Origin of the sequence: Streptomyces sp. NBC_01477, from assembly GCF_036227245.1 — a bacterium.
In the GTDB taxonomy this organism is placed as follows: domain Bacteria; phylum Actinomycetota; class Actinomycetes; order Streptomycetales; family Streptomycetaceae; genus Actinacidiphila.
Window position 1 is genome coordinate 6,883,091 of record NZ_CP109445.1, and the last position, 13,964, is coordinate 6,897,054.

The window sequence follows — 13,964 nt, forward strand, 5'->3', positions numbered from 1 at the left end:
TCCGGCCCCCGCCGCCGCGGGCCGGCCCGGGCGCTGCGCGGACCCCGGCAAAGGAGCAGGTGAGTGCTGCCTCTCTCCTTCGCGCAGCGCCGGCTGTGGTTCATCGACCGCCTGGAGGACACCGGCGCGGCCTACAACGTGCCGACCGCGCTGCGCCTGACCGGGCCGCTGGACGTGGCGGCGCTGCGCGGCGCGCTCGCCGACGTGGTGGAGCGGCACGAGCCGCTGCGGACCGCCTTCCCCGAGAAGGACGGTTCGTCCTACCAGCGCGTCCTCGACGCCGACGCCGCCCGCCCGCACCTGCCGGTCGTCGCGCTGTCCGAGGACGAGGCCGACGCGGCCGTGCGGCGGTCAGTCGCGCTCCCGTTCGACCTGACCCGCCCGCCCTTCCGCGCGGAGCTGTTCGAGCTGGGACCGCTGGACCACGTCCTCCTGCTGGTGGCACACCACATCGCCACGGACGGCTGGTCGACCGGTCCCCTGCTGGGCGACCTGGCGGCGGCCTACCGCTCACGCACGGACGGCGGCAAGCCGGGCCTGGAAGAGCTGCCGGTGCGGTACGCCGACTACACGCTGTGGCAGCGCGAGCTGCTGGGCGATCCCGCCGACCCGGACAGCGTCCACGCCCGCGAGGCGGACCACTGGCGGCAGGTCCTGGACGGGATGCCGGAGGTGCTGTCGCTGCCGGCCGACCGCCCCCGCCCGCCGGTCGCCGGACACCAGGGGGGCCGGACGCCCTTCCGCTGCGGTCCTGAGCGCTTCCGCGCACTGGCGCGGCTGGCGCGCGACCGGCGGTGCACGCCGTTCATGGTGGTGCACGCGGCCGTGGCCGTTCTGCTCAGCCGCATGGGCGCGGGCGAGGACCTGCCGATCGGCGCGGTCGTCTCCGGCCGGCAGGACGAGGAACTGGACGGCATGGTCGGCTTCTTCGTCAACACCCTCGTGCTGCGCACCGACCTGTCGGGCGATCCGTCCTTCACCGAGGTGCTGGAGCGCGTGCGGCGCACCGACCTCGACGCCTTCGCGCACCAGGACCTGCCGTTCGACCTGCTGGTGGCCGCGCTGAATCCGCCGCGCTCCCCGGCCCACCACCCGCTGTTCCAGGTGATGATCGCCCTCGGTGCGCACAGCGAGGACGGGCCGGACTTCGGCGCGGTCGCGGCGACGCCGCTGGCGGTGGACGGGCCGCCCTCGGCCAAGTTCGACCTGACCTTCCAGCTCGCCGAGCGCCACGGCGGTCCCGGCACCGCGCACGACCTCGACGGCTACCTGGAGTACGCGGCTGGCCTCTTCGACCACCGGACCGCGGAAGGCCTGTGCGAGCGCCTGCTCCGCGTCCTCGACGCCGTGCTGGAGGACCCGTCGCTCACCGTCCACCGGATCGACGTGCTGTCCGCCGAGGAGCGCCACCAGACCCTGGTGGAGTGGAACGCGACGGACCGGCGCCTGCCGGCCGGTACGCTGCCGGCCGCGCTGGCCGCGCGGGCGGCGGCCGATCCCGGGGCGCCCGCCGTGGTGAGCGGGCGGTCGACGCTCACCTACGGCGAGCTGCACGCGCGGGCGGGGCGGCTCGCGGCCCGGCTGACCGCCGCGGGGGCCGGCCCCGGCGTCCCGGTCGCGGTCGCGCTGCCGCGCTCGGCGGACCTGGTGGTGGCCGTGCTGGCCGTCCTCACCGCGGGCGGCGCGTACCTTCCGGTGGATCCGGAACACCCGGCGGCGCGGACGGCGGACGTGCTCGCCGACGCCCGGCCGGTGTGCGTGGTCACCGACCGCGTGACCCGCGGGGAACTGCCGGACACGGGAACCCCGGTCGTGCTCGTGGACGGACCGGCGCCGCCCCGCGCGGGCCGGTCCCGCCCGGCGGCCGTGCCCGGCCCCGCCGCGAACGACCCCGCGTACGTGATCTACACCTCCGGCACCACCGGCCGGCCCAAGGGGGTGGCCGTCCCGCACGCCGCCCTCGGCAACCGGCTGCGGTGGATGCAGGGCACCTACCCGCTGAGCCGCACCGACCGTGTCCTGCACAAGACGCAGGTCGGCTTCGACGTCTCGGTCTGGGAACTGCTCTGGCCGCTGTGCGAGGGCGCGGTGCTCGTCCTGGCCGAGCCCGGCGAGCACCGGGATCCGGCCCGGCTGGCCCGTACCGTCCGCGAGTCGGGTGTCACCGTGGCGCACTTCGTCCCCTCGATGCTGGACCACTTCCTGGCCGAGGCGGACGCCGGCGCGCACGGCGGCCTGCGGCGGATCTTCTGCAGCGGGGAGGCGCTGTCCAGGGAGACGGTACGGGAGTTCCACCGTGTCCTGCCCGGGGTCGCGCTGGAGAACCTGTACGGCCCGACCGAGGCCGCCATCGACGTGACGTACCGCTCCTGCCCGCCGGGGGAGGCGGGTCCCGTTCCGATCGGCCGGCCGGTGTGGAACACCCGCGTGTACGTCCTGGACCGGATGCTCCAGCCCTGTCCGCCGGGCGTGCCGGGGGAGTTGTACCTCGGCGGGGTCCAACTGGCGCTGGGATATGTGAACAGGCCCGGCCTGACCGCCGCCTGCTTCGTGGCCGACCCGCACCACGGGTCCGGCACCCGCATGTACCGGACGGGCGACATCGTCCGGTGGCGGTCGGACGGGAGCCTGGACTACCTGGGCCGCGCCGACCAGCAGGTCAAGCTGAGGGGCCAGCGGCTCGAACTGGGCGAGGTCGAGAGCCTGCTGGCCGAGGACGGATCGGTGGGATCGGCGTGCGCGGTGGTGCGCACCGACACCGCCGGCGGGCAGCTGCTCGTCGCCTACGTCACCCCGGCGCACCGCCCCGGTCCCGGCGGCGCGGCCCCCCGGCGGCCGGAACCCGCCCGGCTGCGCGCGCTGCTGGCCGCCAGGCTGCCCCGGGCCATGGTGCCCGGCGCGGTCGTCGTCCTGGACAGGCTGCCGCTGAGCCACAACGGCAAGCTCGACCGGGCGGCCCTGCCCGCCCCGCGAGCCGCGGCGACCCGGGAGAGCCGCGCTCCCGGCGATCCGGCCGAGGCCGCCGCCGCCCGGATCACCGCCGAGCTGCTGGGCCTGCCGTCGGTCGGCGTCGACGACGACTTCTTCGGCCACGGCGGGAATTCGCTGCTGGCGATCCGGCTGGCCCGGCGGCTGGCCCGCGCCCTGGGGGTGGAGGTCCCGGTCCAGGCGGTGTTCCGCTGGCCCACCGTCTCGAAGCTGATCGGCAACCTGTCCGCGCCGGGCGGCGGCCCGGCCGCGGAGGGGACCGGGCCCCTGCTGGCGCTCAGACCGGGAGGCCGCCGTCCGCCGCTCTTCTTCGTCCATCCGGGTACCGGCCTGGGCTGGTGCTACTTCCGGCTGCTGGAGGACCTCGACGCCGACTGGCCCGTTCACGCCCTCCAGGCACGCGGCCTGACCGGCGGCCAGGACGCGCACCGGCTGCCCGGCAGCGTCGAGGAGATGGCGGACGACTACATCGCCCGGATCAGGACGGTGCAGCCCGGGGGCCCCTACCACCTGCTCGGATGGTCCTTCGGCGGGCTGGTGGCACACGCCATGGCGACCCGGCTCCAGCAGGCGGGCGAACGGGTGGACCTGCTCGTCGCCTTCGACAGCTTTCCGGAGCCGCCGGGACCGGTGCCGCACGAGGCCGGCGAGGAGGAACTGGTGTCGGCGGCCCTGCGCAACCTCCTGGACGGTGCGCCGGGACCCGCCGGAGGCCGGGGGATCGACGAGACGACGGTCCAAGAACTGCGCCGGCGGTTCCCGCCGCTGGCCGGAGCCGACCCGTCGCGCGTGCGGTCGGCCGTGCGGGTCGGGATGAACAACGTCGCTCTGATGGGCCGCTTCACCCCGGCGCGCTTCGAGGGCGATCTGACCCTGCTGACGGCCCGCCGCGAACCACCGCGGGACGGGCGGTCCGGCGGCACACCGCCGGCGGACTCCTGGCGCCCCTACGTCAGCGGGCAGGTGACCGTGCTGCCGGTCGACTGCGACCACTACGAGATGTTCACCACGGCCGTACCGGAGACCGCCCGCCTGCTGGGCGCCGCGCTCGACGCGCTCGACGCCCGGCGGACAGGACAGACCGAGGAGACCTCATGAGCAACCCCTTCGACGACCGGGCCGCGTCCTTCCACGTCCTGCGCAACGAGGAGGCGCAGCACTCGCTGTGGCCGGCCGGCCTTCCGGTGCCGGCGGGCTGGTCGGTCGTACTCGACGAGCGTCCGTACGACGAGTGCGTCGCCTACGTGGACACCCACTGGGCCGACATACGGCCCCGCGGACTCGCCGCCCGGACGGGCGCGGCCGTGCCCGGCCGGGAGGACGCATGAGCGGCGGTCCCGCGTACGACACCGCGGCCCGGGTCTTCGCGCGGCAGGCGGCGGCGACACCCGGCGCCGTCGCCGTCGAGTGCGGCGGGGAGTCGCTGACCTACGCGGAACTGGACGCGTGGGCCGAGCGGTTGGCACGGATGCTCAGGGCGCACGGCGCGGGCCCCGAACGGCTGGTGGCGCTCTCGCTGCGACGGTCGGTGCGGCTGGTCGCGACGCTGCTCGCCGTGGCCCGGACGGGCGCCGCGTATCTGCCCCTCGCCCTGGACCACCCGCCGGAGCGTACCCGCCACGTGCTGCGGGACGCGCGCCCGCTGCTGCTGGTCACCGAAGCGGGCGCCGAGCCGCCGCGGACCGGCGACCCGGGACCCGACCTGCCGACGATCCACCTGGACCGGTGCGCCGACGCCGCCCGTCCGGCGGCCGGCCGGTCCGGAGCCGGGGACCCCGCCGCGCCGGCCGCCCACCCCGACAACGCCGCCTACGTCCTGTACACCTCGGGTTCCACCGGAACCCCCAAGGGCGTCGTCGTCACCGTCGGGAATCTGGACAACCTGCTGCGCGCGTTCACCGAGCGCCTGCGGCTCTCGGCGCGGGACCGCTTCCTGGCGCTCACCACGACGAGCTTCGACATCGCGGCGCTGGAGGTGTTCGTCCCGCTGCTCAGCGGCGCCACCCTGATCATGGCCACGGACGACGAGCACCGCGACCCGGCGCGGCTCGCGCGCCTGATCGGCGTGAAGGACATCACCGCCGCCCAGGCCACCCCCGCGATGTGGCAGTCCGTCCTGGCCGCGGACCCGCCTGACCTGTCGCGGCTGCACGCCCTCGTCGGCGGAGAGGCGCTGCCGGAGCGGCTCGCGCGCGACCTGCACGCCCGTGCGCGGGAGGTGACCAACCTCTACGGCCCGACCGAGACCACCGTGTGGGCCACCGCCATGTCGCTGCGCGAGGAGCGCCATCTCGCACGGCCGCCGATCGGTGGTGCGGTGTGGAATACGCGGGTGTATGTGCTGGATGGTGTGTTGCGGCCGGTGCCGGTGGGTGTGGTGGGGGAGTTGTATGTGGGTGGGGGTCAGGTGGCGCGGGGGTATGTGGGTCGGCCGGGTTTGACGGCGGTGCGTTTTGTGGCGGATCCGTTCGGTGGTGCGGGGTCGCGGATGTATCGGACGGGGGATCTGGTGCGGTGGGGGGTGGGTGGGGTTCTGGAGTTTGTGGGGCGTGCGGATTTTCAGGTGAAGGTTCGTGGGTTCCGGGTGGAGTTGGGTGAGGTGGAGGCGGTGGTGGGGGGCGTGCCGGGGGTGGCGCGGGCGGTGGTGGTGGTGCGGGAGGACCGGCCGGGGGATCGGCGGTTGGTGGCTTATGTGGTGGGGGTGCCGGGTTGTTCGGTGGATCCGGTGGGGGTGCGGGGTGTGGTGGCGGGGGTGTTGCCGGAGTACATGGTGCCGGCGGCGGTTGTGGTGGTGGACGGGTTGGTGCTGACGGCGAACGGGAAGGTCGATCGGCGGGCGCTGCCTGTTCCTGATTACGGTGCGGGTGCGGTGGGGGGTGCGCCGGGCAGTGCGCTGGAGGCGGAGTTGTGCGGGTTGTTCGCCGAGGTGCTGGGGGTGGCCGAGGTGGGGGTTCGCGACAGCTTCTTCGATCTGGGTGGCCATTCACTGCTGGCGACGCGGTTGATCGCGCGTATCCGGTCCCAGCTCGGGCGGGACCTGACCGTCCGCGACCTCTTCGACCACCCCACCGTCCAGGGCGCAGCGGAGCACCTGTCCACACCCGCCGGCACGCGCCCGGTCCTCGCCCGCGCGGTACGCCCGGACCCCCTGCCGCCCTCGTACGCCCAACGGCGGCTGTGGTTCCTGAACCAGATCGAGGGGCGTACCGCCACCTACACCATGCCGCTGGTGCTGGAACTGCGCGGACCGCTGGACCGCGGCGCGCTGCGGGACGCGCTCGGCGACGTCGTGGCCCGCCACGAGAGCCTGCGTACGGTCTTCCCGGCCGTCGACGGGGAACCCGCGCAGCGCGTCCTTTCCGCCGAGGCCGCCCGCCCGGCGCTGCCCGTCGCCGAGGCCGCCGATCCGGCCGAGGCGGACCGGCTGCGCACCGCGTTCCTGCACGAGGGCTTCGACGTCACCGACGAACCTCCGCTGAGGGCGAAGCTGCTCGCGCTCGCGCCGCAGGAGCACGTCCTGCTGCTCGCGGTGCACCACATCGCCTGTGACGGGTGGTCGCTGGCCCCGCTGGCCCGCGACCTGCTCGACGCCTACACCGCGCGGACCGGGAAGCAGCCGCCGGCCGCCCCGCCGCTCCCCGTCCAGTACGCCGACTACGCGCTCTGGCAGCGCCGGCTGCTGGGGACCGCGGACGACGCGGCCGGCCTCATGGCCGGGCAGCTGCGCCACTGGCGCAAGGCGCTGGAGGGCATGCCGCAGGAGCTGGACCTGCCCTTCGACCATCCGCGGCCGGCCCACGCCTCCTACCGCGGGGCCACCGCCGCGCTGCACATCGACGCCGACCGCCACCGCGCCCTGCGGCGGCTGGCCCGGCTGTCCGGCGGAACCGTCTTCATGGCCCTGCAAGCGCTCGTCGCGGCGCTGCTGACCCGGCTGGGGGCGGGCACCGACATCCCGCTCGGCACCCCGGTGGCCGGCCGGACCGACGAGCGGCTCGACAGCCTGGTCGGCTTCTTCGTCAACACCCTCGTGCTGCGCACCGACACCTCGGGCGACCCGGGCTTCCGCGCACTGCTGGAACGGGTGCGCGACACCGACCTCGACGCCTTCGCCCACCAGGACCTGCCCTTCGAGCTGCTGGTGGAGGCGCTCAGCCCGACCCGGTCGCTGGCTCGCCACCCCCTCTTCCAGGTCCTCGTCGCGTCCCAGCAGACCGAGCGGGCGTCCTTCCGGCTGCCCGGACTGACCGTGGCTGTCGACGCCCCGCCGCTGGACGTCGCCCGCTTCGACCTCGTCTACAGCTACGACGAGCGGACCACGGCGGACGGGGAACCGGCGGGCGTGGACATCACGGTCGAGTACGCGACGGACCTGTTCGCGCCGGACACGGTCGAGCGCCTCAACGGCTGCCTGCTGCGGCTGCTGCACTCCGCCCTGGAGGAGCCCGGGACACCGCTGAGCCGGCTGGACATCCTCTCCCCCCGGGAGCGCGAGCGGTTGCTCGCGCCCGACCCCGCCACCGTCCGCGACGCCCCCGCGGCCTGCCTGCCGCGACTGGTCGAGCAGCAGGTCGCCCGCACCCCCCTGGGCGTCGCGGTGGTGTACGAGGACGAGGCGGTCGGCTACGCCGACCTGAACGCGCGCGCCAACCGGATGGCCCGGATGCTCGTGGCGGCGGGCGTCGGCCCCGAGGAGACCGTCGGACTGCTGATGTCGCGCTCGGTCGACCTGCTCGTCGCCCTGCTCGCGGTGGTCAAGGCGGGCGCGGCCTACCTCCCGCTGGACCCCGACTACCCCGCCGACCGGATCGCCTACATGCTGCGGGACACCGCGCCCCGCTGCGTCCTGACCACGGCCGGCATGGCCGCGCGGGTGCCGGCCGGGACCGGGGGGACGATCGTCCTCGACGACGACGACGTCGTGCACGCGCTCGCCGGCCGCCCGGACGCCGACCTCACCGACGCCGACCGCACCGCGCCGCTGCTGCCCGGCCATCCGCTGTACGTCATCTACACGTCCGGGTCGACCGGCCGGCCCAAAGGCGTGGTCTTCCCCTACGGAGCGCTGGTCAACCTGCTGGGCTGGCACGCCGAGGCGCTGGGCGGCGGACCGGGGACGGTGACGGCGCAGTTCGCCTCGCTGAGCTTCGACGCGGCGACCCAGGAGGTCTTCTCCGCCCTCACCTCGGGCAAGACGCTGGCCGTGCCGCGCGACGAGGTCCGCCGGGACTTCGGACGCTTCGCCCTGTGGCTGGCGGAGCGCCGGGTCAACGAGCTGATCGCGCCCACGCCGGTGCTGGAGGGTATCGCCGAGACCGTACGCGACCTGGGCCTGCCGCTGCCCGACCTGACGCACATCGTCCAGGGCGGCGAGGCGCTGACCGTGGGTCCCGCGCTGCACGCGCTCTTCGCGCCCGGCAGCGGCCGTACCCTGCACAACCACTACGGGCCCAGCGAGACGCACGCCGCCACCTCCCACACCCTGCGGGCGGACGCCGTCGAGCGCTCGATGACCGTGCCGATCGGTGGTGCGGTGTGGAATACGCGGGTGTATGTGCTGGATGGTGTGTTGCGGCCGGTGCCGGTGGGTGTGGTGGGGGAGTTGTATGTGGGTGGGGGTCAGGTGGCGCGGGGGTATGTGGGTCGGCCGGGTTTGACGGCGGTGCGTTTTGTGGCGGATCCGTTCGGTGGTGCGGGGTCGCGGATGTATCGGACGGGGGATCTGGTGCGGTGGGGGGTGGGTGGGGTTCTGGAGTTTGTGGGGCGTGCGGATTTTCAGGTGAAGGTTCGTGGGTTCCGGGTGGAGTTGGGTGAGGTGGAGGCGGTGGTGGGGGGTGTGCCGGGGGTGGCGCGGGCGGTGGTGGTGGTGCGGGAGGACCGGCCGGGGGATCGGCGGTTGGTGGCTTATGTGGTGGGGGTGCCGGGTTGTTCGGTGGATCCGGTGGGGGTGCGGGGTGTGGTGGCGGGGGTGTTGCCGGAGTACATGGTGCCGGCGGCGGTTGTGGTGGTGGACGGGTTGGTGCTGACGGCGAACGGGAAGGTCGATCGGCGGGCGCTGCCTGTTCCTGATTACGGTGCGGGTGCGGTGGGGGGTGCGCCGGGCAGTGCGCTGGAGGCGGAGTTGTGCGGGTTGTTCGCCGAGGTGCTGGGGGTGGCCGAGGTGGGGGTTCGCGACAGCTTCTTCGATCTGGGTGGCCATTCACTGCTGGCGACGCGGTTGATCGCGCGTATCCGGTCCCAGCTCGGGCGGGACCTGACCGTCCGCGACCTCTTCGACCACCCCACCGTCCAGGGGCTCGGCCCCCGGCTCACCGAACCCGGATCCCACCGACCGCGCCTGCGCCGTATGCGTCCGGCGGCAGGCGGAAGCGGCACTGAACCCGTATCGAGTGAACGAGAGTGAGAGTCCAGCCCATGCTCAATGAGTCAGAGATCGCCCAGTTCAAGCGCGACGGTGTCCTCGTGCGTCCGAACCTGTTCGCGCCCGACGAGGTGGCGGCGCTGCTCGCCGCCTTCGACCGGGACGCCGGCACCTCGGGTGACCACCGCATCGTCGAGCCCGCGAGCCAGGAGGTGCGCGCCCTGTACGCGTCGCACCGGCGGCAGCCCGAATACGCCTCGCTCGCCCGCTCGCCGAGGCTGGTGGGACCGGCCAGGCAACTGCTGGGGCCGGAGGTCTACCTGTACCAGTTCAAGATCAACGCCAAGCCGGCCCACGGCGGCGACGGCTGGGCGTGGCACCAGGACTACGTCGCCTGGCGGATCGCGGACCGGCTGCGGTCACCCAGCCTGGTCAACGCCGTGCTCTTCCTCGACGACATCACCGAGACCAACGGCCCGATCGCGTTCGTCGCCGGGTCGCACGCGGACGGCTTGATCCGGGACCGGCGCAGCGACCGGCAGCGGTCCAGCCAGCACCTCGACCCCGACGACATAGCCCTCTCCCCGCAGGACCTCGAATCCCTCCTGGACAGGCACGAGTTGGTCACCCCCACGTGCGCCGCGGGGACGGTCGTCCTGTTCCACCCCGAGATCGTGCACGGCTCCTCGCCCAACCTGTCGCCTTTCGCCCGCCGGGTCGCCATCGCCACCTACAACGATGTCCACAACCTGCCGCGCCCCGCGGGGGAGCCCCGCCCCGAGTACCTGGTGTGCCGGGACACCCGCCCCCTGCCCATCGAGGAGGACCGGCCCATAGTGGACAGCGGGGCCGCGGCACGCTGACGCTCCGGCCGCCGTCTTCCGGACCGCCCGGGAGAAAGAGAACAAGGAGGGGAATCTGTGACCACCGCCCGCGCCGTCGTCCTGAAGGACTTCACCGACCCGCCGCACGTCGCCTCGTTCGACGTGCCGCCGCCCACTCCCGGCGGCCTCACCGTGGCCTGCCGATACGCCGGCATCTGCGGGACCGATCTGCACCTGGCCAGCGGCCACCTGGACGTCCCCACACCGCTGGTGCTCGGCCACGAGGGACTGGGCACCGTCCACGCGCTCGGCGACGGCACGGACCGGGACACCAACGGCGACCCGCTCGCCGTCGGCGACACCGTCATGTGGGCCTCGTCCATCGCCTGCCACACCTGCCACGCCTGCCGGGTCCTGCGCGAACCGACCCTGTGCACGGCCCGGCAGACCTACGGCGTCAACAGGCCGACCAGCGAGGCGTCCCCGCTGCGCGGGTCCTGGGCGGACTTCATCAGCCTCGAACCGGGCACCACCGTGATCAAGCTGCCGGCCGGGACCGACCCGGTGGCCGCCATGGCCTTCGCGTGCGCGGGCCCGACGATGGTCCACGCACTCGGGGAGCGCCGCCCGGTGCGGCTCGGGGAGACGGTGGCCGTCCAGGGCAGCGGACCGGTGGGCCTGGCCGCCGCCGCCCTGGCCCAACTCGCGGGAGCGCACGTCATCGTGGTCGGCGGTCCCGCAGCGCGGCTGGCCACCGCCCGCGCCGCCCGCATCGGCGACGAGCACATCGACGTCGTGGAGTCCGGTGACGTCCAGGGAGCGCTGGCGGCGGTGCTCGACCTCACCGAAGGCCGGGGGGCGGACCTGGTCATCGAGTGCGCCGGAGTGCCGGACGCGGTGGAGCAGGGGACGCGGATGGCCCGGCGCGGCGGCTCCTACCTCATCGTCGGCCAGTACACCGACAGCGGCAACACCTCCTTCAACCCCCACCAGATCGTGCACCGGCAACTGGACCTGGTCGGCTCCTGGGCGTTCACCGGCACCCACCTCGCCGAGTACATCCGCCTCCTGCCCGCGCTGACCGAGCGGTTCGACCTGCGCTCGCTCGTGACCGCCTTCCCGCTGGACGACGTCCGGCACGCGATGCGGAGCGTCCGCGACGGCGCGGTGCTGAAGGCCGTCCTGACACCTTGACCGCTGACGCCCGACGGCCGGGGCCGCCGGCGCCGTGAGCGCCCGCGGGCCGCCGCCCGTCCGGCCCCCGGGCCCGTGACCGACGAAAGGAAGACATCCAGTGCTGTCGTCCGCAGACATCGACTTCTACGAGGAGCACGGCTACCTGGTGCTGCCCGGCCAGTTCTCGGCGGCGGAGAGCGAACTCCTCCTCGGCGAGACCCGCCGGCTGTCACAACTCGACATCCCCCAGCGGATACTGGAGAGCGACGGCGAGCAGGTGCGGTCGGTGTACGCCGTCCACCAGCACAGCGACGCCTTCGACCGCTTCACCCGCGATCCGCGCAATCTCGAACCCGCCCGTGAACTGCTCGGCGGGGACGTCTACATCCACCAGACGCAGCTCAACCCCAAGGCCCCCTTCCAGGGCGACGTCTGGGAGTGGCACCAGGACTACCTCTACTGGCAGCGGGACGACGGCATGGCCGAGCCGCGCGCGCTGAACGTCTCGGTCTTCCTCGACGAGGTCACCGAGTTCAACGGTCCGATCTTCGTCATGCCGGGCTCCCACCGGCTGGCCCTGGACGACGAGACGCGTACGCACCAGGACGGCTGGGAGAACACCCTGACGGCGGACATCCGCCACAAGATCACCCCGGACACGTTGAGCCGGCTCGCGGACCGTCTCGGCCTGGTGTCGATCAAGGGCGACCCGGGCACCACGGTCGTCTTCGACGGGCGCCTGCTGCACTGCTCGCCGCCGAACCTGTCGGGCAACCCGCGGTCGGTGATCTTCATCCGCTACAACAGCGTGGACAACCCGCTGCGCGAGGTGCCCGCACCGCGGCCGGAGTGGCTGGCCTCCCGCGACCCCCGTCCGCTCGGGGCGCTGTCCCACCCGTTCGCCGACGCCGACGCGGCCGGCTGACCCGGGGGACGGCCGCGCGCCGGGCGGGTCCGCCGGCCCCGCGGCACCGGCGCCGCGAGCACCCGGGCCGGGACGCGCGCGGTGCCGGGCACCGGCGCCGCCGCCCCGGGGCGACGCGGAGGCCCGCCGCGCGACCGCGGTTCCTCCAGCGGCCTTCGGCTGTTCGCCGTCCGTACGGCGGATGTGCGTCCCGCGTTGGCGCCGTGGGCCGAACCTTCTCCAGGCGTCCCGCTGTTGGAGCCGGACGTGCCGAGCCGACGAAAGGCACCCACGTTGCGCGCTCACGGTTCTTTGTCCGCACGGGTCACCGGTCTGTCCGCCTTCACCGCCAGTGCCGCGCTGGTGGTGGCCGCGGCGGGGATGGCCGCTCCCGCCCACGCGGCCGGTTACGGGACGCCCACCCTCACGCTGTCCGCGTCGTACCTGTCGGGCGCGGTCGGCGCCACCGGGGACCCGACGGTGACGGTGACCGTCGCGCAGAGCGGGGCCGACGCCTCGGCGCTGACCGTGGCGGCGTCCAAGAGCAGCAAGACGTCGGTCGCCGACACCGGCGACGTCGCGGTGAGCGGCAGCGGCGGCACCCGTACGCTCGCGGTCACCGCGCACACCCGCGGCTACACCGACCTGACCGTCAAGGTCACCGGGCTCGGCGGCAAGACCGCCACCAAGACGCTGCACTACGCGGCCTCGCCCGCCGTGCAGTTCGCCGCGCAGACCCGCTATCTGACCGGCGCCAGCGACGCGTCGGCCGCGGTGGACGTCGGCGGCGGCTACACCGTGGTCGCCAACGACGAGGACAACACCCTGCGGCTCTACAACGGTGCCGTCTCCGGCGCGCCGGTCAAGACCTGGGACCTGGACTCCGCACTCGACGCCGACAAGGAGGTCGACATCGAGGCGGGCACCCGGGTCGGCAACACCATCTACTGGACCGGCTCGCTCGGCAACAACAAGGACGGCGAGTACAAGGCCGACCGCAACACCGTCTTCACCACCACCGTCTCCGGCTCCGGCGCGTCCACCGCGCTGACCTTCGGCAAGGCCTACCACAAGCTGCGCGACGACCTGGTGGCCTGGGACAAGGCCAACGGTAACCGCTACGGCTTCGCGGCGGGCACCAAGGACGGCGAGATCCCCAAGGAGATCGACGGATTCAACGTCGAGGGCCTGGAATTCGCCCCCGGCTCCACCACCACCGCCTACATCGGCTTCCGCGCCCCCCTGACGCCGGCCCAGACCGGCGGCAGGGCGCTGATCGTGCCGGTCACCAACATGGACAAGGTCGTCACCGGCACCAAGGCCGCTTTCGGCACCCCGATCGAGCTGGACCTCGGCGGCCTGTCGATCCGCGACCTCCGCAAGAACGCCGCCGACCAGTATCTGATCGTGGCCGGTTCCTGGGCCGCGGACGACAACAGCGACCCCTACGCCCTCTACTCCTGGGACGGCGTCGCGGGCCACGCGCCGGTCAGGAAGCTCGACCTGCCGACCACCGACGCGGGCGGCTGGGAGGCCGCGGTCACCGTGCCCGACCTGAACCAGGCCGGCGCGCAGGTGCAGCTGATCACCGACGACGGCGACGCCGACCTCTACGGCGACGGCACCCAGGCCAAGGACCTCGACCACCCCGAGTGGCAGAAGTCCCGCGCCACCTGGTTCACGGTGAACTGACCGCCCCCGGGATCCCGTT

General features: G+C 73.8%; 7 protein-coding genes. All 7 read left to right on the plus strand.

The genetic code is table 11. The annotated features are described in order from the left end of the window. The first annotated feature begins 63 nt into the window (after positions 1-63). Complete coding sequence (locus OHA86_RS29275) at positions 64-4,086, plus strand: non-ribosomal peptide synthetase (RefSeq protein WP_329180005.1); 4,023 nt, start codon at positions 64-66, stop codon at positions 4,084-4,086. Continuing rightward, on the plus strand, positions 4,083-4,316 hold the full coding sequence (locus OHA86_RS29280) for an MbtH family protein (protein ID WP_329180007.1): 234 nt from the start codon (positions 4,083-4,085) through the stop codon (positions 4,314-4,316). The genes OHA86_RS29275 and OHA86_RS29280 overlap by 4 nt, the downstream gene beginning before the upstream one ends. Continuing rightward, entirely contained in the window at positions 4,313-9,391 is a 5,079-nt protein-coding gene (locus OHA86_RS29285; RefSeq protein ID WP_329180009.1) for a non-ribosomal peptide synthetase, read from the plus strand. Before OHA86_RS29280 ends, OHA86_RS29285 begins: the two co-directional genes overlap by 4 nt. Before the next feature lie 11 nt (positions 9,392-9,402). Next, positions 9,403-10,212 carry a phytanoyl-CoA dioxygenase family protein gene (locus tag OHA86_RS29290; protein ID WP_329180011.1) on the plus strand — a complete coding sequence of 270 codons (810 nt, stop codon included), beginning with the start codon at positions 9,403-9,405 and terminating at the stop codon, positions 10,210-10,212. Between the two features lie 57 nt (positions 10,213-10,269). Then, positions 10,270-11,367, plus strand: a complete 1,098-nt coding sequence (locus tag OHA86_RS29295) for a zinc-binding dehydrogenase (RefSeq protein ID WP_329180013.1) — start codon at positions 10,270-10,272, stop codon at positions 11,365-11,367. A 100-nt stretch (positions 11,368-11,467) separates the two neighbouring features. Next, positions 11,468-12,274: a phytanoyl-CoA dioxygenase family protein gene (locus tag OHA86_RS29300; protein WP_329180016.1), complete on the plus strand. Its 807-nt coding sequence runs from the start codon at positions 11,468-11,470 to the stop codon at positions 12,272-12,274. A gap of 360 nt (positions 12,275-12,634) precedes the next feature. Next, positions 12,635-13,945, plus strand: a complete 1,311-nt coding sequence (locus OHA86_RS29305; RefSeq protein WP_329182601.1) for a hypothetical protein — start codon at positions 12,635-12,637, stop codon at positions 13,943-13,945. Positions 13,946-13,964: the final 19 nt, after the last annotated feature.

Bases quoted from the DNA above. Each gene is read 5' to 3' on its own strand.
- OHA86_RS29280 (WP_329180007.1), top strand. From the start codon at position 4,083: ATGAGCAACCCCTTCGACGACCGGGCCGCGTCCTTCCACGTCCTGCGC.
- OHA86_RS29285 (WP_329180009.1), top strand. From the start codon at position 4,313: ATGAGCGGCGGTCCCGCGTACGACACCGCGGCCCGGGTCTTCGCGCGG.
- OHA86_RS29305 (WP_329182601.1), top strand. From the start codon at position 12,635: ATGGCCGCTCCCGCCCACGCGGCCGGTTACGGGACGCCCACCCTCACG.
- OHA86_RS29290 (WP_329180011.1), top strand. From the start codon at position 9,403: ATGCTCAATGAGTCAGAGATCGCCCAGTTCAAGCGCGACGGTGTCCTC.